The following is a 19,446-nucleotide window of genomic DNA, read 5'->3' as shown; positions in this document are numbered from 1 at the left end:
TGTGGTTCACCGCTGTAGTTGTCGGGGAGGGGGAATGCTCATGCCATTTCCCTCCCGGTCCACGTTGCTGCGATTTTAGGCGGCCTCAGGCAGACCCGACAGAAAACTAATCTTGTCCAAACTGCATGCTTACCTCAGCTGCCGCACCAATAACATTCGAAGCCTTCGGAAGCTCGCAACTCAGAGATCTGGGTGTTCTATCCGCTCCCAAGCCGCACCATCGAAGCGGAAAACATCTTTCGATGCGACGACCCAAAGCACGTCTTCGGTCACCTGCGCAAAAAACGGACCATTGTCCATAGATTCGTTATCATCACGATTGCTCAAGCGCGGAAGAGGAGGATCAAATCTGCCAAAACTTCCTGTCTTGGGATCATACTCATAAAGACCGCCGGGACGAACGCTCGCCGCCATGACGAGTTTTTCCCGATACGGAGTGATCATGTGAAAGAGATTATGCTGCTGCCGTAATGCGACAGGCGAAAATCCCCGTGTGTGACTTCCGTGTATGAGGACACCTTCTCTCCCACATATCCAGACACTGTCAGGATTCTCGATGTAAATTCCGGTCAAAGCGGCTACCGGAATTGGAATTTTCAGTTCGTGCAACTCATGACCATCCCAGAAACAAAGGACCGGTTTGGTACCGGGCCCCTCCTCCCCGCAAAGATAGATGGCTTCTTCCGACAACCCGTTTATGTCAAAGAACAGTATATCGCGGGAGGCTGGATTGAGGGCCGACCGAGTGACCCATTCCTGCCATTCCGGAGAAAGAAATTCCGGCTCTTTTTCAGGCTTTGCTTCTTCCTGCGCATTCGGGTTCAGCAGCAATCTGTCAGTCAGGAGGCGCCAATCATTGCTTCCCTTGCGAACATAGATTTGCCCCCCCTCTCCGCAGGCATATAGGTGTTGCCCGATCTCGCGGATGCGAGTGAGACGCCCATAGCCTTTCGAATCTTCACTCCAACTACCGGCTCCCTGAATTTTCTCTTGAAAATTCTCCTTCCAGTAGGTGTGATAAACGTCACCCTCCGACGACAGCAAAACGAAATAACCATCTGGCGTAGCATGCTCAGCGCTATGATACACAGTCATGCTTTGAATATGGAAACCGAAGTCGGAATACGTCCAGTCCTGCGGCGGCACGTCGTCACGATCATACCGGTAAAATCGGCCATCAGGATCGAAAGGTTCAGCATTGTCTCTCGTTGCGACAACGGCGAGCGTTTTGCCCGACCTCGCATATGCTCTCGTAAAATCGATAGGCAGCTTGGTTTTCATGGTTTTCTGGTCGCTCCTTCAACAGCTCCAGACTTCAAAGCCGATATGGTTTCTTCAGGAAGGGGAGGGTATTGTTTAGCTCGTAAAAGCTGGAAGGGATTTTTTCCAGTATATTGGGTCGTCAGGGCTGCCATAATCTCTTTTGCACAATCGGGCCTCACACTTATCATAGCCTGGGCCGACGCCTGAACTACTTTATGCAAGGGTGCCGTGAAAGGTGGCGTTGAATTTCTACCGGCATTTTCGATCGCCTTGTCCGCCAGATGACCACCCCAGTGCTCGGTTTGCTCTACCCGGGCATTGCCGATAACACATATAGCCATACCATCATTAAGGCTGGGCATATTCGGAATACGCTTATCGGCCTCCTCTCTTGCACCATAACGAAGCGTCCAGTCCGGAACTATATGGTGAGCCTGCATGCCGTACTGACCGCAGACGTTCTTCATCTTGCCGTAACGGTCGACCTGACACTTCTTGCGGTATTCGTCCCGATCGGAGACACGTACGGTTTCGCTCTGGGGTAATGCCTGCGGTCGAGTTTCTGGTTCCTCAAGCACTCGCTGCCGATGTCGACGGAGCTCCTCCATCGCCCAATCCCGCATCTCCCAGCTGTCGTGTCCGGCGTCGACACCCTCGTCGAACATTTCTTTGATCCGCCGCTCCTGATCGTCCCGTGGGACGACGTCAGACAGATTTGCACCATTATCGGGGATAAGGACGCTTGATAATATCCCGATGACATTTAGGCGGCGGGCCCAAATGCCCACCCTCGCGAGACGGCCAACTTTTGCAAGATCGCTCACAACCCTGTGAGGCGGGGTACGATACCACTGAGGCGCTCGGGCAGGTCCCGGGGTTATCACCCTTCCCGGACCACGAGGAACAGTCTGGGGGACAGTCGGCCTTGTTGCGGGCATTCCCCCGCGAAGTGCTTGCGCAGAGTTTTGAGCAGCCCCAGTCGTCGCTGCGGCAGCCGATCCCGCATAAGCGTATTTCTCGCCCTCTTTAAACGGCTCGGGCGACGCATCGCTCATAACCCGGCCTTCGTCCGACCCGTCCTGCCATCGGAGCGATCCCCGCACCGGATCATCGTCCTTGGGAGGATCATAGGTCTGCGTGCTGCGGACGAAGATCGCCTCACCCTGGGTATTCCTGCTGTTCATATAAAAACGATCGAGGTGGCGAATGACATGCGAGCCTTCGGCACGCACCTGATCAGCGTGCCCGATGGGTTCGCAGATGCTTTCCACCGTGCCGGATTTTACCCCCTTGCGGCTGCCCGGCGCGTCGCCGTGCACATGTGTCGTACACGAACGCATCACCATTGCCTTTTTGCCCGTGAAGAGAACGGAGGGCGTGTAGTTTTTATCATGGCCGCAGAAATCCACGACCGGATAGGGAATGGGCACCACCGATGAGCCAACGGGTGTCAGGCATACATCCGGAGCCAAAGAGACGATACGCGCCTCGTCGATGTCGCGCAGTCCCTCACGCGGCGTCTTCGTGGCCCATGTGTCAGGATATTGCGGTTCACCGATATAGTTGTCGCCAGGGATACTCATGCTGTCTCCCTCTCGGTCAGAGCCGCTTCGGTTTCGGGCGACTTCAGACGAACGCGCGTCAGGGTAAGTTTTGTTTCACCGGCATCGGGAAGAGGAAACCTGATGCGCCAGGTCAGAAGCACCCGTCCGTCATTGCGCCAGTCGAATTGCACGCCGTCGAGCTTCAGCACATGCCATTCATCGCGATCTTCGCGAGAGCAATGGACACCGAGGGTAAGGCCAGGCAACGAGCCTTTCGCGACCGGATGCTCAGAACTGAGGTTAACAAGCTCGTAGTTCTCGTCACCCTTGAGGTGAGGCGTCGCAATGAGATCAGGATGAGCGGCCTGCCAGAAGCGTGGATCAAAATCACGCGGCAAGAGGGGATGCCTCTCCTCCCGCCAACCATCGTCATAAGTTCCGGAATATTGCTGACGGAACTGCCACCATGGCGAAACGAGCCCAAATCCTTGCGGTTCCGGCGGGCTGCGCCAATCGGGATGCTCACCGACGGTAGCGATCTGCGGAGCTGGAACAGGCCCGGCGTCGGCAGGCATCTCAAGATTGACGATGCCGCACCCAAGCGGGTTTCGGCGCTCCACGTCAATCGGTGTTTCCGTCCCGGCGTCACCTGTGCCAGGGATCGCGCCGCCATAAGCGTTGCGCCAGCATATGGCCACGCTTCTAGCCGGTTCAGGATCGCTCAGTTTCCAATCCGCTATGACACGTTTGGCTTCCCTGGCGGAAAAACCTGCCCATTTCTCCTTAACGACAGGCTGCCAGAAGCGTCTGCCGAAAACCTCGATTTGCTTGAAAATTCCGCCAACGCGGATGGAGGCACGCCAGGATTTCTCCGGCTCGCCGCTCGCAGACCACGCATTCCCGAGAAAGGTTATATCCGTCCCGGGCTTGTCCGGGGTAAGATCGCTTTGGCGCAGGAGGACGGTCTGGTGCGGATCGCCCTCATAGGCGTCCTCCCACTGAAAACTTTCCTGCTCGGCTGCGATATCCAGAGAACCGCCCTGGGCATGCATGAATGTTGCACGCACGGAGACGATACAATCGAGCCCTCCTTCGGCATCGAACTGACGGAAAGCCATGGCGGGAAACGGCAGGCGGTTCTGAAGTTCCAAGGCCCGGCCTCCGTCAGTTCAGATCGATCGGCTTGCCGCGAAGCTGAAAATGATCCGTCGCCACGAAGTTGAAGGTCTTGCCAAGAATGATGACCTCGCCATTCGCCTTCATGATGAATTTGGAATCGCCGCATTCGATGACGAACTCTTCACCGACTGCAATCTTCTTGAACTTTCCGACGCTTTCCAGCGACGTCTGGCCGACATTCGTAACCTTGCTGACCCCGATCTGCTCAGCCCGCGCCACCCCGACGCTGTCGGATTTGAACGTGCTGACGATCGTGTTCATGATGCCCGGCAGCGGAAACAATCCCGAAGCATCGGAACCCACGCCCGAGCCGGAGCCGGCAAGCGCCGTACCCGCATCTGCACGCGGGCTCGGGCCGGAAACGACGCCCTCACGCGAGGAAAGACCGCCTGCGCCGAGGAAGCCGAGTGCGGATGAGGCGAGCGTGGTGGCGAAGGCCGCAACGCCCGGGCCACCGCCGCCGGCGATCTGGGCGGCCTGCGAAAGCAGCCCCGCCGTCTGACCGGAGAGCGCCTGCACGCCGGCCATGGCCATCATCGCCATCGGTCCCGTGCCGCCGACGACGGTGTTTACCGAGCCGCCGATCTCGTGTTTCTGGTTGCCGGAAACTTCCACCGCGCGGTTGCCGCCGACCGAGGCGACCTCATGCCGGTCGATGCGCTTGGTCCGGTCATTCAGAACCCGCGTCGTCTGGTCCTTCTGGGCGTGGAAGAACTGGTTCTCCTTGCCGGCCTCATCCTCGAAGGTGATTTCGTTGAAACCGTCGCCCTTGTGGCTGTTGGAACGCAGCACCATGCGTGTCTTGTTGGCCGGCAGGTCATAAGGCACGGAATTGGCCGGATTGTTGACCACGCCGATGACCAGCGGCTTATCCGGGTCGCCATCGACAAACGCGACCATGACTTCCATGCCGATGCGCGGAATGACCTGCGCACCCCATGTGCCGCCGCCCCATGCCTGGCTGACCCGCACCCAGCACGTATCCGTGCCATCCTTCTTCGCCTTGCGGTCCCACGGGAACCACAGCTTGATGCGGCCATATTGGTCAGGATGGATTTCCTCGCCCTCGGGGCCGGCGACGATCGCCACCTGCGTGCCTTCGATGCGCGGGCGTTTTGTCGACCGGTGCGGCGTCAGCGGCACGCGGGCGGGGATTGCCTCGAAGTGATTGCGATATTCCGGCTCGTTGCCATTAGTCTCGTAGGAGAGGTCGACGATGCTGTGGCTTGCCCTGATGATCACATGCTCTTCATAGGCGTGTTCGGGATGGGCGACCTCGTAAGGCGTGAAGCGGCGCCCGGCCTCCAGAATGCGCGAGGTCGACGAACCGAAAACCCGGTCGTGATCGGCTTCGATGGACTGGGTGCGCAGTTTTTGCGCCCGCTCCGCCTCTTCCACCGTCTTGATGCGGGCCGGATATTCGTAAAGCTCGCGCTTCGTCGCATCCGGCATTTGCACCAGCGACGGCGTCATCGTGCCCGGCACCATGCCCGGCGTCTCGAAATTCCAGTCGGCGCCCGCACGCTGGCCCGAGACATAGGAAAAGCGGCGCGCCCAGTCGTTAATGTGGTTGCGATCCGAAGACCCCTGCGCCAGACGCACCGTCCCCTCCCCCTGGGCGGCCGGCGACGGCCCAAGCCAACCGCTGGCGCTATCGGCCACATGCAGCTTGTGGGAACCATCCTCATGGCTGAACCAGTAAAACAGGCCGTCCTCTTCGAAACGGCGGGTGAGATAATCGAGATCGGTCTCGTTAAACTGTACACTATAGTGCTGTGCAGGCGGCGGCGAAATGATGCCTGACGTGTCGGGAGCGGGAATGCCGTGTTCGGAAAACAGCGTCTCGACGACCTCCACCGCCGTCTTGTCCATCCAGATACGGCAATCCGACCGGCGCGACAGCAGCCACATTTGCGGGCGGATCGTCAGCGCATAGGAGCGCATGCCGCGTGTGATCGGCGGGCCCTCATGCAGCTCCGTCACCAGGCCGTTGAAGGGGCGGCGAACACCGCCGCCATGGCCGTCGCCCTGGCTTATCTCGATGGAGATATCGACCAGCCGTCCGATCAGTTCTTCGGGCTTGACCGCTTCCTTCTTGGCCCGCACGGTCAGGCGAATGTCGAAGAGCTGCGATACGCCCTCCTCGACCGTCAGGCGCTCCGGCAGAAGCTGGTCTTCGCCGAGTGGCGAAGACACCTTCAGAACGCGGCTCGCCTGAACGAAATCGGAAAAAGACGGCTGGTCGTTCATGGGATACTCCTAATCAGGACCCGCGGCTGGACTGCAGGGGCCAGAACCAGATCGTTTCCGAATTGTAGTAGCAGGCCGAAGCGCATTGGGTGGCTTCGGAGCCGCCCCGCACAAGATCGATATGACCGCCGCCGGTGTAGCCGGGGATATTGTTGAACGCCACGACACCGTTGCGGGCGCCGATGCCGTTGCGCGCCGTCGCGGGGGTGAAAGGTTCGGGTTCGCCAAGATAGCTCGTCCGCTTCATCAGGCTGGCAAGGCGGCGCATGTTCACCTCTATGCCCTTACCGGCATAGGGGCCCTTCTGGATGCGGTGCGAGGCGGGCACGATGTTGATGCCCGACTTCACGAAAGCGATGCTGACGCGGATGGCGCACGTATTGTGATAGTTCGGATTGCCGATGAAATCGTCCCAGCCGATTTCCGTGAACAGATCACGCTGGCTGAGATAGTTCGGATGCGACGGGTCGCTGCTCGGATAATTCTTATAGAGAGTGTCAAAGTTAACACGCATGGTTCGTCCCACTAGTTACTTTTCTGCTCACAGGGAAAGGAGACCTTGAGCGCCTCCCGCACGAGAGTGGCTGCCTGTTCATCCAGTTTTTCCGCAGGAAGATCGCCGAGATAGGTGTAGATCCGGTCGGTGAGTTCATGGGGCGCCACGGCACCCGCACCGCACCAGTCCGATCCGCTTGTCAGATCGGCCACACCGGCGATATAGGCGCTCGATTTTGCGACGGAAACCAGCCGCCGCATTTCCGGATCAGACACTTCCGGGGCAAGTTTGCCCTCGATGGCCTGCTTGAGTTCGGCACCGGAGAATATCCATGTCCGTTCCTCGGCACCCGCCGGCGAAAGACCGGACAGAGCCAGAACAACCGGCACGGAAACAAAAAACGCATATAGGGAGCGCATGAAAAACCCGCCTCGTCCAACGTGGATGAGAAACATCACGACGTGAGCTGCAAAACTGCAATGAAAACGTTCCGGTGCCGGCAAATACCGGCACCGGGTCGCGTCGCTATCAAGCGGCCTTCGTCGTCGCCAGATCGTAAGAGGCGATCATCGGAGACTGCGGCGAGTTGTTGTCGTCGAACGGCGTGTACTTCACTTCCATCTTGGTGAAGTTGAGCTTGATGGTTTCCACCGGACGGTCACCGCTGGAATCCACCGAGTAGCTGGCGATGAGTGTGTTCGTCAGCAGATACTCGATATAGGTGTTGCCCGGATTGCCCGTGGTCACCAGATGGATGGTTGCGAGCTTGCCAGTGCGGCCAGCGCAGGCTTCCTGGAAAAGCTTGGTGGAAGAAGAATCGCTAACCTTGGTCAGAATGACTTCCGAAATGGTCGGTTCGGATGCTTCGCGGTTTGCAGCAGAACCGGCAGACGTGTTCATGTTGCGCGCTACGTTCCAGTGAATGGCTTCGATGTCCATCCACTTGCGGTGTTCCTCATGCGTGGCGTCGCCCTGGATACCGTCAATCTGCAGATAAATTGGCATGCTGTAAGCTCCTGTAGCTGAAATGACCTCTTGCTTCGAGGCCGCGTTACCCTTCGTTTAATGCCGCATGCGTCGGGTAGCCCCATCCGACGCGGCAACTTCATCCACCCCACCCTCTTCGGGCGCGGCGAATTCATCTGTTTCCCCAGCCGCTTCGGCACGAATGCCGAACCTGTTTTCACCAAAATCGACAACGATCTTGCCCACGCGTTCTCCCGCGATGACTTTTTCGAGGAAAAAGCTGGAAAGAGGCGGCAGGAGATCCTTGCCGATCATGATTTCGATGGCGCGTGCGCCAATTTCACTTGCACCGGCGCGCGCCACCAACGCGTCACGCGCGGCATCGGAAAGGGTCAGGTCGGCGCCGTATGTTGCGAGCACGCGTTCCCTGATCTTGCCGATCTGCATATCCACGATCCTTGCAAGTTCTTCCGCACCGAGCGGCATGAAGGGCAGAATGATCGTGCGCCCGAGGAATGCGGGCTTGAACTGTCTGGTCAGCTCCGGCATCAGCAGCGCTTCCAGCGCCTCGCCTTCCGGCATCGTATCCGGATCGGCGGAGAGCGCGGCCAGCAGTTCCGAACCGGTATTGGCCGTCATGAAGATCGTGGTGTTCTTGAAATCGACGTCGCGGCCTTCGCCATCGCGAAGGACGCCCTTGTCGAACACCTGATAGAAAATATCCTGGACGCCAGGATGGGCCTTGTCGATCTCATCGAGAAGGAGAACGCCGAACGGCCGGCGGCGCACCGCTTCCGTCAACACGCCGCCTTCGCCGAAACCGACATAACCGGGCGGCGAACCGAGAAGCAGCGAAACCTTGTGCTCCTCCTTGAACTCCGACATGTTGATCGTCGTCAGATGGCTGTTACCGCCATAGAGCAGATCGGCCAGCGACAGCGCCGTCTCGGTCTTGCCCGTTCCGGACATGCCGACGAGGAAGAACACGGCGGGCGGGCGACGCGGATCGGACAATCCGGCACGGGCGGTGCGCATGGCATCGGCAATGCGGGTAATTGCAGCATCCTGCCCCACGACCCGCTGGCGCATGCGCGCATCCAATGTGCGCGCGCTCTCGATCTGGTCGGTCAGAAGTTTACCGAGCGGAATACCGGTCCAGCGCGATACGACGGATGCAATCGCTTCACGATCGACCACCGTCGGCACGAGTCTTTCGGCATTTGCCGGTTTGGTCTCAGCCGCAGGCCGCAGGCGCGACACATTCGACGCGCCGGTTTCAACGGGCTGCTCTTCGCTGAGTTCAGCCATTTCCGCATCGTAACGGCCGCGCAGATCGTCGATCCCGCTCTCCAGCTTCTCGGCTTCGTCGCGTATCGATTGGATACGGCTTTGCATCTCGTCATCCTGCGGTTCACGCAGAAGCCAGTTCAACTCATCGGTCAGAAGACGCCGCTCACTTTCCATGGCGCGCAGCCGTTCCGGCAGGGTCTGCCGCGCCAGCGAAACGGCGGCCGCGGCCGTATCGAGAAGGCTGACGGCCTTGTCCGGCAATTGCCGCGCCGGCATGTAACGCGCCGATAATTGCACCGCCGCCACAATCGCCTCGTCACGGACGATAACGTTATGATGGTTGACGAAGCTGTCGGCGACACCGCGCAACATGCGGATCGCTGTCGTCTCGTCCGGCTCGCGCACATGCACGGGCTGGAAACGACGCGTCAGCGCCGCATCCTTTTCGAAATATTTCTTGTATTCGCTCCAGGTCGTGGCCGCGACGGTGCGCACTTCGCCGCGCGCCAAAGCGGGCTTGAGAATATTGGCCGCATCGCCCTGTCCGGCTGCACCGCCGGCGCCGACAAGGCCATGCGCCTCGTCGATGAACAGGATGACCGGCTCGGCCGAGCGTTTTACCGCATCGATCACGCCATGAAGACGACGCTCAAATTCGCCCTTCACGCCGGCACCGGCCTGCAGCAGCGAAATATCGAGGTTCAGCAAGCGGACGTTGCGCAATTTTTCCGGCACATTTCCGGAAGCGATTTCCAGCGCCAGCGCTTCGGCGACCGCCGTTTTGCCGACACCGGCCTCACCCACCAGAATGGGATTGTTCTGACGACGGCGCGTAAGAATATCAACGAGTTGGCGCAGTTCATCATCGCGCCCGATCACCGGATCGACCTTGCCGTTCCGGGCGTCGGCGGTCATGTCCTGGGTGTAAAGGCGCAGAAAATCGTTCTGGCCGGCGGCCGGCGCGGTACCCGCCGTCGCGGAAGGAACCTCTCTTCCGCTGCTGTCTTCAACCGAACTGCGAAGGCGTTCGAGAGCCGCGCGATCCATCGCCTTCAGCGACGGAAATGCCGAGCGGACGAAAGAGCGGAGCGAGGTTTCCTCGTCCATCGCCAGAAGCAGATCGCAAAGCGTCACGCGGTCGCGCCCGGCCTCCAGCGACGCGAGAACCCATGCCTCGCGACCCGCCGTCAGAATGTTCTGGGAGAGCGACAAAGCCTCTCCATCGCCGATAACGGCCTCTTCCAGGCTGCGGCCGATTTCCGCCTGCAATACCGGAAGTGGAATTTTTAATTCCTCGAATGTTTTCGCATAGATACCGGCATCTACAACCGCCAGCAGCCAATGCGGGATATCCACGTACCTGTGCCCCATACGCACCGCAACGGAAGCCGCTGCTTCAAGCGTGACGCGCAGGTCAGGCTCAAGCGCTTCAACGAGGCGATTGAGATCGATATGCGACATGCAATGAGCCTCCTGCCCGGGTTCATTCCACAACGTGACGTGGAATAACTATGATGATGAAACCGGGTTGTCCACCCCGAAGTTTATTTTTTATCGGGTTAGATTAGGCAGTAGACGCCACAATTTAGACATATTTTGAATAAGTCTGTCTGAGGAATAGCCTTACGTAAGGGAAGTAACTGCAAAAAATCCATTACTATTTTCTGGGGATAGACTGCTCTTGAACGCGCCGCATGTTAAAAGAGATATAGAATTTTTTGGAGATTGCGGAGAAAACATCCGCAACGATTCAAGAACGCGTGAAATATACTATAGAATTAAGGATGAAAGAAACCAGGCACGCACAGAAGAGCGTGCCGCGTCCCCACAGGATAACTTAAAGATCTCCAGTAGCTGGGACAGTGTCAGCAATCTTGGATTGCAGATTATATATTCCGAAAGCAAGGACATAGAAATATTGGCGTGGCTTGCCGAAGCAAGCCTGCGGCTGCGCGGCTTTCCTGGACTGCGAGAAATCTATGAGCTTTGCGGCGATCTTTTTTACAACCACTGGGACTCATTGCGCTCTATCAGCGACGATAATGATGAGGAAAAATTTGCACCTTTTGCGGGATTGAACGGCATCGGCACCGAGGGAACGCTTGTGCAGCCGCTCCGGCTTGCGCCGCTGATCCCCGGAGGGAAATTTGGAGAGCACAGCCTCTGGGATTTCCAGCTGGCGCAGCGGCCCAACGAGAGCAAACGGCGCGAAGAACTGTATCGGCTGGCGTCGGAAGCAGGCGTTGCCGCCATGTCTTCCCATCTGGCCGAGGTCAACGCCTGCCTCTCCAGCTTCGACGCCATCATGGCGGTTCTTTCCGAACGCTGCGGCCAGTCCGCACCCCCCAGCTCCAACATCCGCAACACGCTCATCGAAGCTGCTGCGGCCATTCGCACGCTGGGCGGGCGCGAGCAGGAGCCAGCCCCGGTCGAGCAGGCGGCAGCCGCGATTCCTGGAACCAACGACAACGGACAACCGGCGGCACGAACAGCCGCGACGTCACCGGAGGGCATATCTTCACGCGATGAAGCGTTTGAAACTCTTCTTTCGGTTGCGCGTTACTTTCGCCGAACCGAACCGCATTCGCCGATCTCGCTCTCCATCGAAACGCTGGTTCGCAGGGGGCGCATGGATTTTTCCGAACTGCTGGCGGAGCTTTTGCCCGAAGCACAGGCCCGCAATGCAGTTCTGACGGCCGCCGGGATCAAACCCGACGGAGACAACAACGGAAAATAACGAGGCAAGGGACGGAAACCCCGTCCCCTCACAGTCAGCCATGCCAAGGGGCATCAAGGAGGTTGAAATGGCAAGTGTACACGAAAAGCTGGAACGGGTTCGCAAGCCCCGCGTCCACATCAAATACGAAGTCGAAACCGAAGGCGCGATGGTGGTCAAGGAGCTGCCCTTCGTCGTCGGCGTTCTCGGCGATTTCTCGGGCAATCCGACCCAGCCGCTGAAGCCGTTCGGCGAGCGCAAGTTCGTTCAGATCGACCGCGACAATTTCGATGAGGTGATGCGTCGCATGACGCCTGGCCTCAACATTGCCGTTGCCAACACGCTGCAGAAAGACGGCACGGACATGCAGGTCAACCTGAAGTTCGAAAGCATGGACGATTTCGAACCCGGCGCCGTCGTGCAGCAGGTTCCTGCCCTCAAGGCGCTTCTGGACGCCCGCAACGAGCTGCGCGACCTGCTTTCCAAGGCCGACCGTTCGGAAGATCTGGAACGGATGCTGGAAGATATTCTGCAGAACAAGACCGATCTCGCAACGCTGGTTTCCGAACTCAAGGAAAAGAACGGCGCGAGCAAATAATCGCCTGTGCGGAGGAAAACCTCCCCGAACGGCCCCGATTGCGGGGCTTCAACTGTTCAAGCGGCATTTTTTCAAAGCCGCATGTGGAAGGACTGAAACATGAGCGCTGAAAGCCTGCTGAAAAACGAAGCACAGGCAACGACCGCCGAAGATCAGGGACTGCTGTCCAAGGTGGTTGCCGCAACCCGTCAGACCGAACCGGACCGCGCGCAAAATCTTCTGCGCACGCTGACAGACCAGGCGCTGAAGGGAACGGTCAAATACGACCGCAACCTCACCGTCACCCTCAACCACGCCATTGCCGAACTGGACCGGACGATTTCCGAACAGCTCGCCGCCATCATGCAGGCGCCGGAATTCGCCAAGCTCGAAGGCACCTGGCGCGGGCTCAACTATCTCGTCAAGAATTCCGAAACGAGCGTCAACCTGAAGATCCGCGTCATGAATGCCGGCAAGCGGGAACTGGCGCGCGATCTGGAAAAGGCCGTGGAATTCGATCAGTCGCGCCTCTTCAAGGCGATCTACGAAGACGAATTCGGCACACCCGGCGGCGAACCGCTCGGCGCGATCATCGGCGATTACGAATTCGACAATTCCTTCGATGACGTGCAGCTGCTGCAGGGCGTCTCATCGATTGCGGCGGCGGCTTTCGCGCCGTTCATCTCGGCGGCAAGCCCGCAGATGTTCGGCTTCGAGGACTATCGCGATCTCGCCCGTCCGCGCGATCTCGAGAAGATCTTCGATACGGTCGAATACGCCAAGTGGCGCAGCTTCCGCGAAAGCGACGATTCCCGTTTCGTCACGCTCGCTTTGCCGCGCGTTCTGGCGCGCATGCCCTATGGCCCGAAAACCAACCCGATTGACGATTTCGCCTATGACGAAACCAGGGGTGCGGTGAATGGCGACCTGCAGCATGACGAATATTGCTGGATGAACGCCGCCTATGTCATGGGAACGAAGCTGACCGACGCTTTTGCAAAGAGCGGCTGGTGCACGGCGATCCGCGGTGCGGAAAATGGCGGCCGGGTGGAAAATCTGCCCATGCACGTCTTCTCCAGCGATGACGGCGATCTCGATCTGAAATGCCCGACGGAAGTGGGCATTACCGACCGCCGCGACGCCGAACTGGGCAAGCTCGGCTTCCTGCCGCTCTGCCACTACAAGAACACGGATTATGCGGTGTTCTTCGGTGCCCAGACCGCGCACAAGCCGAAGCTTTACGACAAGCCGGAAGCAACGGCCAACGCCGCCGTTTCGGCCCGCCTGCCCTATATCATGGCCACGTCGCGCTTCGCGCATTACCTCAAGGTGATGGGCCGCGACAAGATCGGCTCCTTCATGGAGGCGTCCGATTGCGAAGTCTGGCTCAACCGCTGGATCGCCAACTACGTCAACGCCAATGACGAGGCGGGCGAGGAAAGCCGGGCGAAATATCCGCTGCGCGACGCCAAGGTGACCGTCCAGGAAGTGCCGGGCAAACCCGGCGCCTATAATGCGGTCGCATGGATGCGGCCCTGGTTGCAGATGGAAGAACTGACGACCTCGCTGCGCATGGTCGCCCGTATTCCGTCCAAGAACTGAACCCGGACCGGGGTGGTCCGCCACCCCGGCCCCGTTCGTCACCCGGAGCCCGCTCATGGCGCATCAGTCCTTTCCGGACGCCCGCATTTTCGCCGACCAGCTCATCGCCCTCATCGACGATGCGCTGACCGGCCAGGTGAACGCCATTCTCCATCACCCTGATTTTCAAGCGATGGAAGCGAGATGGCGCGGGCTTGCCATGGTCGTTCGCGAGGCTGGTCGCGGCGCCGACGTCAAGGTGAAGCTGCTGAATGCCAGCTGGCGCGATCTTGCCCGCAACACGGAACGCGCCACCGACTTCGACCAGAGCCATCTTTTCGAAGTCGTCTATAATCGCGAATTCGGCATGCCGGGCGGCGAGCCGGTCGGCCTGTTGATCGGCGACTACGCCTTTTCCCCCGATGATCTTCAGGGCGCCGATTCCATCACGACGCTGTCGCAGATCGGCATGGTGGCTGCGGCCGCCTTCTGCCCCTTCGTCGCGGCGGCGGCACCTTCCGCCGTCGGCCTGCAGGACTTCGCCGAACTCAGCCGGGTTCACGATTTTTCCTCGCTGAAGCAGGATAAATCGCGGCTGCGGTGGAATGCGCTTCGCGCACGCGATGATTCCCGCTTTGTCGGCCTTGTCGCGCCGCGCGTTTTGCTGCGCTCGCCCTACAGGCCCTATGTGCGGGCGCGCGATGACGGCTTTCCATTCCGCGAGCATGTGGCGGAAAGCGGCGAGACCCTGCTGTGGGGCAATGCCGCCTTCGCCTTTGCAACGGTGGTGGTGCGCAATTTCGTCGATTCCGGCTGGTTTGCGGATCTGCGCGGTGTGACGCAGGACGCGGTGGATGGCGGCATGCTCTCTTCCCGGCAATTGCCGCCGCTCGATCTCGGCATCGAAAGCAACGGCCTTTCCGCACAGCCGCCCGTCGAGGCGCATCTGACGACCGGACAGGAACAGCAATTTTCCGATCTCGGCATCGTGCCCGTCTCCACCACCTATCTGTCCGGCATGGCGATCTTCAACGCCAACCAGTCCCTGCATGCACCCGGCCATTATTCCAGCGAAGCGGCAAGACAGAACGCCCGCCTCGCGGCCATGCTGCAATATGTGCTGTGCGCCTCCCGGTTCTCGCATTACCTCAAGGTCATCATGCGCGACGATATTGGCCAGCTGAGCGATGCCTCGACGATAGAGCGCAAGCTGGAAGGCTGGCTTTCCTCCTACACGCTCGGCAATGACGATGCCGAAGCGGCGCTGCGCACGCGCTACCCGCTGCGCTCCGCCGGGATCAACGTCTTCGAGGTTCCCGGCAAGCCCGGAACATTCTCCTGCACCGTGCGCCTTCAGCCGCATTTCCAGCTCGATGACGTCTCCACGAGCTTCCACCTCATTGCCGAAACCATGATGCCGCCCGCCGCCGCATCCCGGTCTCAGGCCGAGCCGCAAAGGATACCCGCATGACGCTGCGCGACGATATTTCCCGCCTTCTCGACGATGACCGGCTGCAGGACGCGATCGGGCTTGCGCGCGAACACGTCAAAACGAAGCCAACCGACAAGGATGGCCGCCATTTCTACATCGACCTGCTGGTCCTTGCCGGCGACTATGAGAAGGCCGATGCGCAATGCAATCTGGCCGCAACATTCTCGCCGCAGGAAAGCGTCGGCTTTTCTCTCTTTCGCCATCAGCTGCGCGCCATGGCCGCACGCAATGCGTGGTTCGAAACCGGCGCGGTGCCGGATTTCCCCGGCGGTCCGTCCGAACTCGATCAGCTGGCCATCCGGGCGAATATCGCTGCACGCAGCGGCGACGCGGATGCCGCCAGAACCGCACTGGCTGAACTCGATGAAAAACGCGGCAATGTACCAATCGGCCGCAACGGCAAGAGCGCCGGCGATATTCGCGATCTGGACGACCGGATTCCGCATGCGCTGGAGGTGCTGACCAATGGCGGCCGCTACCTCTGGATCGATTACGGTCGCATAGAAAGCCTCGCCATCGACCCCATGAGCCGCCCGCGCGACCTCGCTTTCCGCGGGGCTGAGCTGACGTTACGCGACGGCGCGGTCGCATCCGTGCTGCTTCCGGCGATCTATCACGGCGCCAAGGACGATGTCAGCCTCCTCCTCGGCCGGGAAACCCGATGGAACGAGGATGACCAGCCTCTGGCAACCGGGCAAGGCCAGCGCTGCCTGCTGATTGGCGACGATGTGGTGCCGTTCCACGAGATCGGTTCCCTTTCCGCCGCCTCCGACGATGAAAGGCAGATCGCCCGTGGTTGATCCGCTCGAGCAATATCGCACGCGGCAGAGAACGCTGTCGCGCTCCGTTCTGGACCGGCTGCTCGATGACGCGCCGGATGCGGAAACGGATATGCTCGTCAGCCTGAAGGATCAGGCGCGCGAGATGCGCGAGGTGATCCGCCGCGATCTCGAGGCATTGCTCAATACCCGCCGTAACCCCGCCGGCCCGCCGGCAGCTCTGAAAGAGCTTACCGACGCGTTGGTGAGCTATGGCGTGGACGGCATTCTTTCGGCCAATCTGGTAACGGATGCCTCCAAGGCGCGGCTCGCACGCAGCATCGAGCGGCGGATTTCCCTGTTCGAAACCCGCCTTGGCGATGTGCATGTGACGATCCTGAAAAACCGCACGGATGGCGACCGGGCGCTTCGCATGCGCATACAGGCAAGCTTCCGCCTTCAGGAAGGCATGCCGCCGATCAGCTTCGAATCCCGGATCGATCCGTCAACGCAGCGTTTCCTGGTGGAGGCGACGAATGGCTGACGGCTTTCTCGAAAAATACAATGACGAACTCTTCGCGCTCCGAAAACGCGCATCGCGTTTTGCGGCGGCGTTTCCGAAGATCGCCGGCAGGCTGCGCATGACGGGCGATGTCGCCGACGATCCGCATGTCGAACGGCTGATCCAGAGCTTCGCCTATTCCGCCGCCCGTGTGCGCCAGAAGCTGGACGACGAATTTCCCGAACTGTCCGACAGCCTCTTGGAAACGCTCTACCCGCATTATCTTGCGCCGATCCCGTCCATGAGCGTGGTTCAGTTCACCCCAAGCACGGCGCTCGCAACCGTGCAGACACTTCCCCGGCACAGTGAAATCCTTGCCGAGCCGGTGGGTGGTGAAAGCTGCCGTTTTCGCACCACGCAGGCGGTGGAAATCGCGCCGCTGCAAATCGCAGCTGCAACGCTTTCCGGCCAGCCGATCGACGCGCCTTTTTCGGCCTCGTTTACCGGCGCCGCCAGCTGCCTACGGCTTTCGCTGCGCAGCACGGCGCCGCGCGGCGGCACCTTCCCGGAAATGGGCCTGACGAAGCTTCAGATTTTTCTGTCCGCCGCATGGCAGCAGGCCACGGCGCTTTACGAGCTTTTGACCAACCATTGCGTGGGCATGGCGCTTGCGCGGCACGCCGAGGACAAGGAAGCCGTCTTCCTGCCCGCCGGCAATCTCACGCCATCGGGTTATACGCGCGATCAGGCCATGTTGCCCTATCCGGCCAACAGTTTTGACGGATACCGGCTTCTCACCGAATTCTTCGCGCTGCCGCAGAAATTTCTCTTTCTCGATATCGACGGGCTACAAAAATGGAGCGGCGGCGATTGCGAACTTTACATCTATCTGGATGCAGCGGACACGCAGCTTGAGCGCATGGTGTCGGTCCGGGATTTCGTGCTGAACGCCTCGCCGGTCATCAACCTGTTCAAACAAAGCTGCGAACCGCTCAGCCTCGATGGCACGTGCACGGAATACCGGCTGCTGCCGGATGCACGGCGGCAGCGGACCCGCGAAATCTATGCCGTCGAGAATGTTCAACTGACCAGCCGTTCCGGACAGACGGAAAAGACCTCCCCGTTCTTCGGCCGCACCCAGCGCAACAACGGTGCAAACGTTTTCTGGCAGATACAGCGCCGTTTCGATGACGACGGTTCTTCCGATACGGACATCGCCTTCGTGGATCAGAAGCGCGGACCGCTGGGACCGCTCGACATGGTGGCGAGCATCGATACGCTGTGCATCAATCGCGAGTTGCCAAGCCAGCTCCCCTTTGGCGGCGGCCACCCCTTCCTGCAGCTTTCGACCGGCAACGAGGCGGTGAAATCCATCCATGCGTTGATGCCGCCGACGGCGGCGATCCGCGTCAACGAACGCTCCGCGCGTGAATGGCGGCTGATCTCGCATCTCCTCCTCAACCATCTCTCCCTCACCGACAGCGGCGGCGCGCCGCTGAAGGACATTCTCTCGCTCTATTCCTTCAGGGACAGCCCGGAAACCCGGCAGCTCGTGGAGGCGATCAGCAATGTCGAGGCGCAGAATTCCCATGCCCGGATCGGCTCGGCGATGGTGCCGGGAACGGACATCACCGTGGAGTTCGATCCCGCGCTGATCGCGCGGCCTGCCGCATTTGTTTTCGCCAATGTCCTCAATCATTTCTTCGGGCTCTACACCTCGATCAACAGCTTCACACGGCTGACGGCGACGATGCGCGGCCACTCCAAACCGATCGCCCGCTGGCCAGCCCGCGCGGCAGACCGGCCGCTGCTCTAGGAGACCGGGATGGAACAGCAGACGCCAACCATGAAAGACCGGCAGGCGGCGCTTCTCAGCGACGATCCCGGCCGCTTTGAGCCCGCCACCGCGTTTCGCGTCGCCCAACTCGTTTCGGCGGATGACGGGATTGTCGTCGGCGCGCATGGCGGAACACAGCCGACCCCGCTGGCGATCAGCGGTTTCAACCGCAAACGCGGCCAGGCCGAACTGAAATCCGCCTTCGCGCCCATTGTCGGGCCGCTCGGTTCGCTGCCGCCGGCCTATGGCGAATTGCTGCAGCGGGAAGAGCGCAATCGCTCCGGTGCGTTGGCAAGCTTCTTCAATCTGTTCGCGGCAAGGTTCAGCGAACTGTTCGTATCCGCGACGGAAAAATACCGCCTCGCAAGGGGATTACGCTGGTCGGCCGAGCAGAGGGAGAACGGTTTTCGCAAAACCCTGCTTGCACTCACCGGGTTCCGCACAGCCGGTCTGGTGGAAAAGGCAGGCGTGAGCGAAGATGCGCTTCTGCGGTTCAGCGGCCTTCTGGCTGGCCGCAACCGCAATGTTTCGGCCCTGACCTCCATGCTTTGCGAATTCACGGGACTTCCGGTCAATGTCGAACAGTTTCGCCGGCGATGGGTGGCTTTGCCGCTTCACGAACAAAGCCAGCTCGGACAGGCATCCGGGCTGAGGCTCGGACAGAACACGACGGCGGGAAGCGCTGTCGAAGATATGAGCGGCGGTTTCCGGATCGTGATCGGTCCCGTCGCCTATGCGGATTATCTCGCCCTGACGCCCGGATCGAAGCGGCTTGCGGAGATATTTTCGCTGACACGCCTGTTCGTTGGAAGCGCATTGCATTTCGATGTGCAGGTGATCCTGAAAAAGGAGGACATTCCCTTTTGCCGCCTCGGCCAGTCCGATGCCCCCGCCCGCCTCGGCTGGAATAGCTGGGTTCGCGTGGCGCCCGCAGAAAAAGACAGCGCCGATGCTGTAGTGACCGAGCGCGAAGGCTCGGCGGTTTCCGCGTGAGG

The 19,446-nt window shown here is 60.0% G+C and carries 16 protein-coding genes; 8 read left to right on the top strand and 8 right to left on the bottom strand.

All coding sequences use genetic code 11. The features are described 5' to 3' along the window. Nucleotides 1-180 precede the first annotated feature (180 nt). The 8 genes from ACQZ5G_RS20275 to tssH all read right to left on the bottom strand — a co-directional run bounded on the left by ACQZ5G_RS20275 (nucleotide 181) and on the right by tssH (nucleotide 10,449). Nucleotides 181-1,281, bottom strand: a complete 1,101-nt coding sequence (locus ACQZ5G_RS20275; protein ID WP_448738664.1) for a hypothetical protein — start codon at nucleotides 1,279-1,281, stop codon at nucleotides 181-183. Beyond that, nucleotides 1,278-2,846, bottom strand: a complete 1,569-nt coding sequence (locus tag ACQZ5G_RS20270) for a DUF4150 domain-containing protein (protein WP_448738665.1) — start codon at nucleotides 2,844-2,846, stop codon at nucleotides 1,278-1,280. The genes ACQZ5G_RS20275 and ACQZ5G_RS20270 overlap by 4 nt, the downstream gene beginning before the upstream one ends. Beyond that, on the bottom strand, nucleotides 2,843-3,958 hold the full coding sequence (locus ACQZ5G_RS20265; RefSeq protein WP_448742677.1) for a DUF2169 family type VI secretion system accessory protein: 1,116 nt from the start codon (nucleotides 3,956-3,958) through the stop codon (nucleotides 2,843-2,845). The genes ACQZ5G_RS20270 and ACQZ5G_RS20265 overlap by 4 nt, the downstream gene beginning before the upstream one ends. Before the next feature lie 13 nt (nucleotides 3,959-3,971). Beyond that, nucleotides 3,972-6,236: a type VI secretion system tip protein TssI/VgrG gene (gene tssI, locus ACQZ5G_RS20260; protein WP_448738666.1), complete on the bottom strand. Its 2,265-nt coding sequence runs from the start codon at nucleotides 6,234-6,236 to the stop codon at nucleotides 3,972-3,974. A gap of 13 nt (nucleotides 6,237-6,249) precedes the next feature. Continuing rightward, nucleotides 6,250-6,750, bottom strand: coding sequence for a type VI secretion system amidase effector protein Tae4 (locus ACQZ5G_RS20255; RefSeq protein WP_059761067.1), 501 nt, complete (start codon nucleotides 6,748-6,750; stop codon nucleotides 6,250-6,252). A gap of 11 nt (nucleotides 6,751-6,761) precedes the next feature. Then, nucleotides 6,762-7,151, bottom strand: coding sequence for a Rap1a/Tai family immunity protein (locus ACQZ5G_RS20250; protein WP_059761069.1), 390 nt, complete (start codon nucleotides 7,149-7,151; stop codon nucleotides 6,762-6,764). 109 nt (nucleotides 7,152-7,260) lie between these two features. Continuing rightward, nucleotides 7,261-7,737 (bottom strand): Hcp family type VI secretion system effector, encoded by a 477-nt coding sequence (locus ACQZ5G_RS20245; RefSeq protein WP_003504561.1) that lies wholly within the window; start codon nucleotides 7,735-7,737, stop codon nucleotides 7,261-7,263. Nucleotides 7,738-7,794: 57 nt separating this feature from the next. Further along, a complete protein-coding gene (gene tssH / locus ACQZ5G_RS20240) occupies nucleotides 7,795-10,449 on the bottom strand; it encodes a type VI secretion system ATPase TssH (protein WP_448738667.1) in 2,655 nt (884 codons plus the stop codon). A gap of 220 nt (nucleotides 10,450-10,669) precedes the next feature. Between tssH and tssA the strand changes: the two genes are divergently transcribed. The 8 genes from tssA (at nucleotide 10,670) to tssG (ending at nucleotide 19,444) form a co-directional block, all read left to right on the top strand. Then, nucleotides 10,670-11,725 (top strand): type VI secretion system protein TssA, encoded by a 1,056-nt coding sequence (gene tssA / locus ACQZ5G_RS20235; RefSeq protein WP_448738668.1) that lies wholly within the window; start codon nucleotides 10,670-10,672, stop codon nucleotides 11,723-11,725. Between the two features lie 67 nt (nucleotides 11,726-11,792). Then, the gene (gene tssB / locus ACQZ5G_RS20230; RefSeq protein WP_035263819.1) at nucleotides 11,793-12,302 is read left to right on the top strand and encodes a type VI secretion system contractile sheath small subunit; all 510 of its coding nucleotides are present in this window, start codon (nucleotides 11,793-11,795) and stop codon (nucleotides 12,300-12,302) included. A gap of 99 nt (nucleotides 12,303-12,401) precedes the next feature. Continuing rightward, a complete protein-coding gene (tssC, locus tag ACQZ5G_RS20225) occupies nucleotides 12,402-13,883 on the top strand; it encodes a type VI secretion system contractile sheath large subunit (RefSeq protein WP_059761077.1) in 1,482 nt (493 codons plus the stop codon). Nucleotides 13,884-13,938: 55 nt separating this feature from the next. Then, complete coding sequence (gene tssC / locus ACQZ5G_RS20220) at nucleotides 13,939-15,333, top strand: type VI secretion system contractile sheath large subunit (protein ID WP_448738669.1); 1,395 nt, start codon at nucleotides 13,939-13,941, stop codon at nucleotides 15,331-15,333. After that, nucleotides 15,330-16,154: a type VI secretion system accessory protein TagJ gene (locus ACQZ5G_RS20215; protein ID WP_448738670.1), complete on the top strand. Its 825-nt coding sequence runs from the start codon at nucleotides 15,330-15,332 to the stop codon at nucleotides 16,152-16,154. The genes tssC (ACQZ5G_RS20220) and ACQZ5G_RS20215 overlap by 4 nt, the downstream gene beginning before the upstream one ends. Further along, the gene (tssE, locus tag ACQZ5G_RS20210; RefSeq protein ID WP_448738671.1) at nucleotides 16,147-16,656 is read left to right on the top strand and encodes a type VI secretion system baseplate subunit TssE; all 510 of its coding nucleotides are present in this window, start codon (nucleotides 16,147-16,149) and stop codon (nucleotides 16,654-16,656) included. Before ACQZ5G_RS20215 ends, tssE begins: the two co-directional genes overlap by 8 nt. Further along, nucleotides 16,649-18,430, top strand: coding sequence for a type VI secretion system baseplate subunit TssF (gene tssF, locus ACQZ5G_RS20205; RefSeq protein WP_448738672.1), 1,782 nt, complete (start codon nucleotides 16,649-16,651; stop codon nucleotides 18,428-18,430). The genes tssE and tssF overlap by 8 nt, the downstream gene beginning before the upstream one ends. Nucleotides 18,431-18,439: 9 nt before the next feature. Further along, nucleotides 18,440-19,444 carry a type VI secretion system baseplate subunit TssG gene (tssG, locus tag ACQZ5G_RS20200; protein WP_448738673.1) on the top strand — a complete coding sequence of 335 codons (1,005 nt, stop codon included), beginning with the start codon at nucleotides 18,440-18,442 and terminating at the stop codon, nucleotides 19,442-19,444. Nucleotides 19,445-19,446 lie beyond the last annotated feature (2 nt).

The organism is Agrobacterium sp. 22-214-1 (genome assembly GCF_053522465.1).
Note: the sequence above shows the minus strand (reverse complement) of the source record. Positions and strands in the feature narration are given on the sequence as shown.

Coding starts and splice junctions, on each gene's coding strand:
- tssG (WP_448738673.1), top strand. CDS start 18,440: ATGGAACAGCAGACGCCAACCATGAAAGACCGGCAGGCGGCGCTTCTC.
- tssH (WP_448738667.1), bottom strand. CDS start 10,449: ATGTCGCATATCGATCTCAATCGCCTCGTTGAAGCGCTTGAGCCTGAC.
- tssF (WP_448738672.1), top strand. CDS start 16,649: ATGGCTGACGGCTTTCTCGAAAAATACAATGACGAACTCTTCGCGCTC.
- ACQZ5G_RS20250 (WP_059761069.1), bottom strand. CDS start 7,151: ATGCGCTCCCTATATGCGTTTTTTGTTTCCGTGCCGGTTGTTCTGGCT.
- ACQZ5G_RS20215 (WP_448738670.1), top strand. CDS start 15,330: ATGACGCTGCGCGACGATATTTCCCGCCTTCTCGACGATGACCGGCTG.
- ACQZ5G_RS20255 (WP_059761067.1), bottom strand. CDS start 6,750: ATGCGTGTTAACTTTGACACTCTCTATAAGAATTATCCGAGCAGCGAC.
- ACQZ5G_RS20245 (WP_003504561.1), bottom strand. CDS start 7,737: ATGCCAATTTATCTGCAGATTGACGGTATCCAGGGCGACGCCACGCAT.
- tssC (WP_448738669.1), top strand. CDS start 13,939: ATGGCGCATCAGTCCTTTCCGGACGCCCGCATTTTCGCCGACCAGCTC.
- ACQZ5G_RS20270 (WP_448738665.1), bottom strand. CDS start 2,846: ATGAGTATCCCTGGCGACAACTATATCGGTGAACCGCAATATCCTGAC.
- tssI (WP_448738666.1), bottom strand. CDS start 6,236: ATGAACGACCAGCCGTCTTTTTCCGATTTCGTTCAGGCGAGCCGCGTT.
- tssC (WP_059761077.1), top strand. CDS start 12,402: ATGAGCGCTGAAAGCCTGCTGAAAAACGAAGCACAGGCAACGACCGCC.
- ACQZ5G_RS20275 (WP_448738664.1), bottom strand. CDS start 1,281: ATGAAAACCAAGCTGCCTATCGATTTTACGAGAGCATATGCGAGGTCG.
- tssB (WP_035263819.1), top strand. CDS start 11,793: ATGGCAAGTGTACACGAAAAGCTGGAACGGGTTCGCAAGCCCCGCGTC.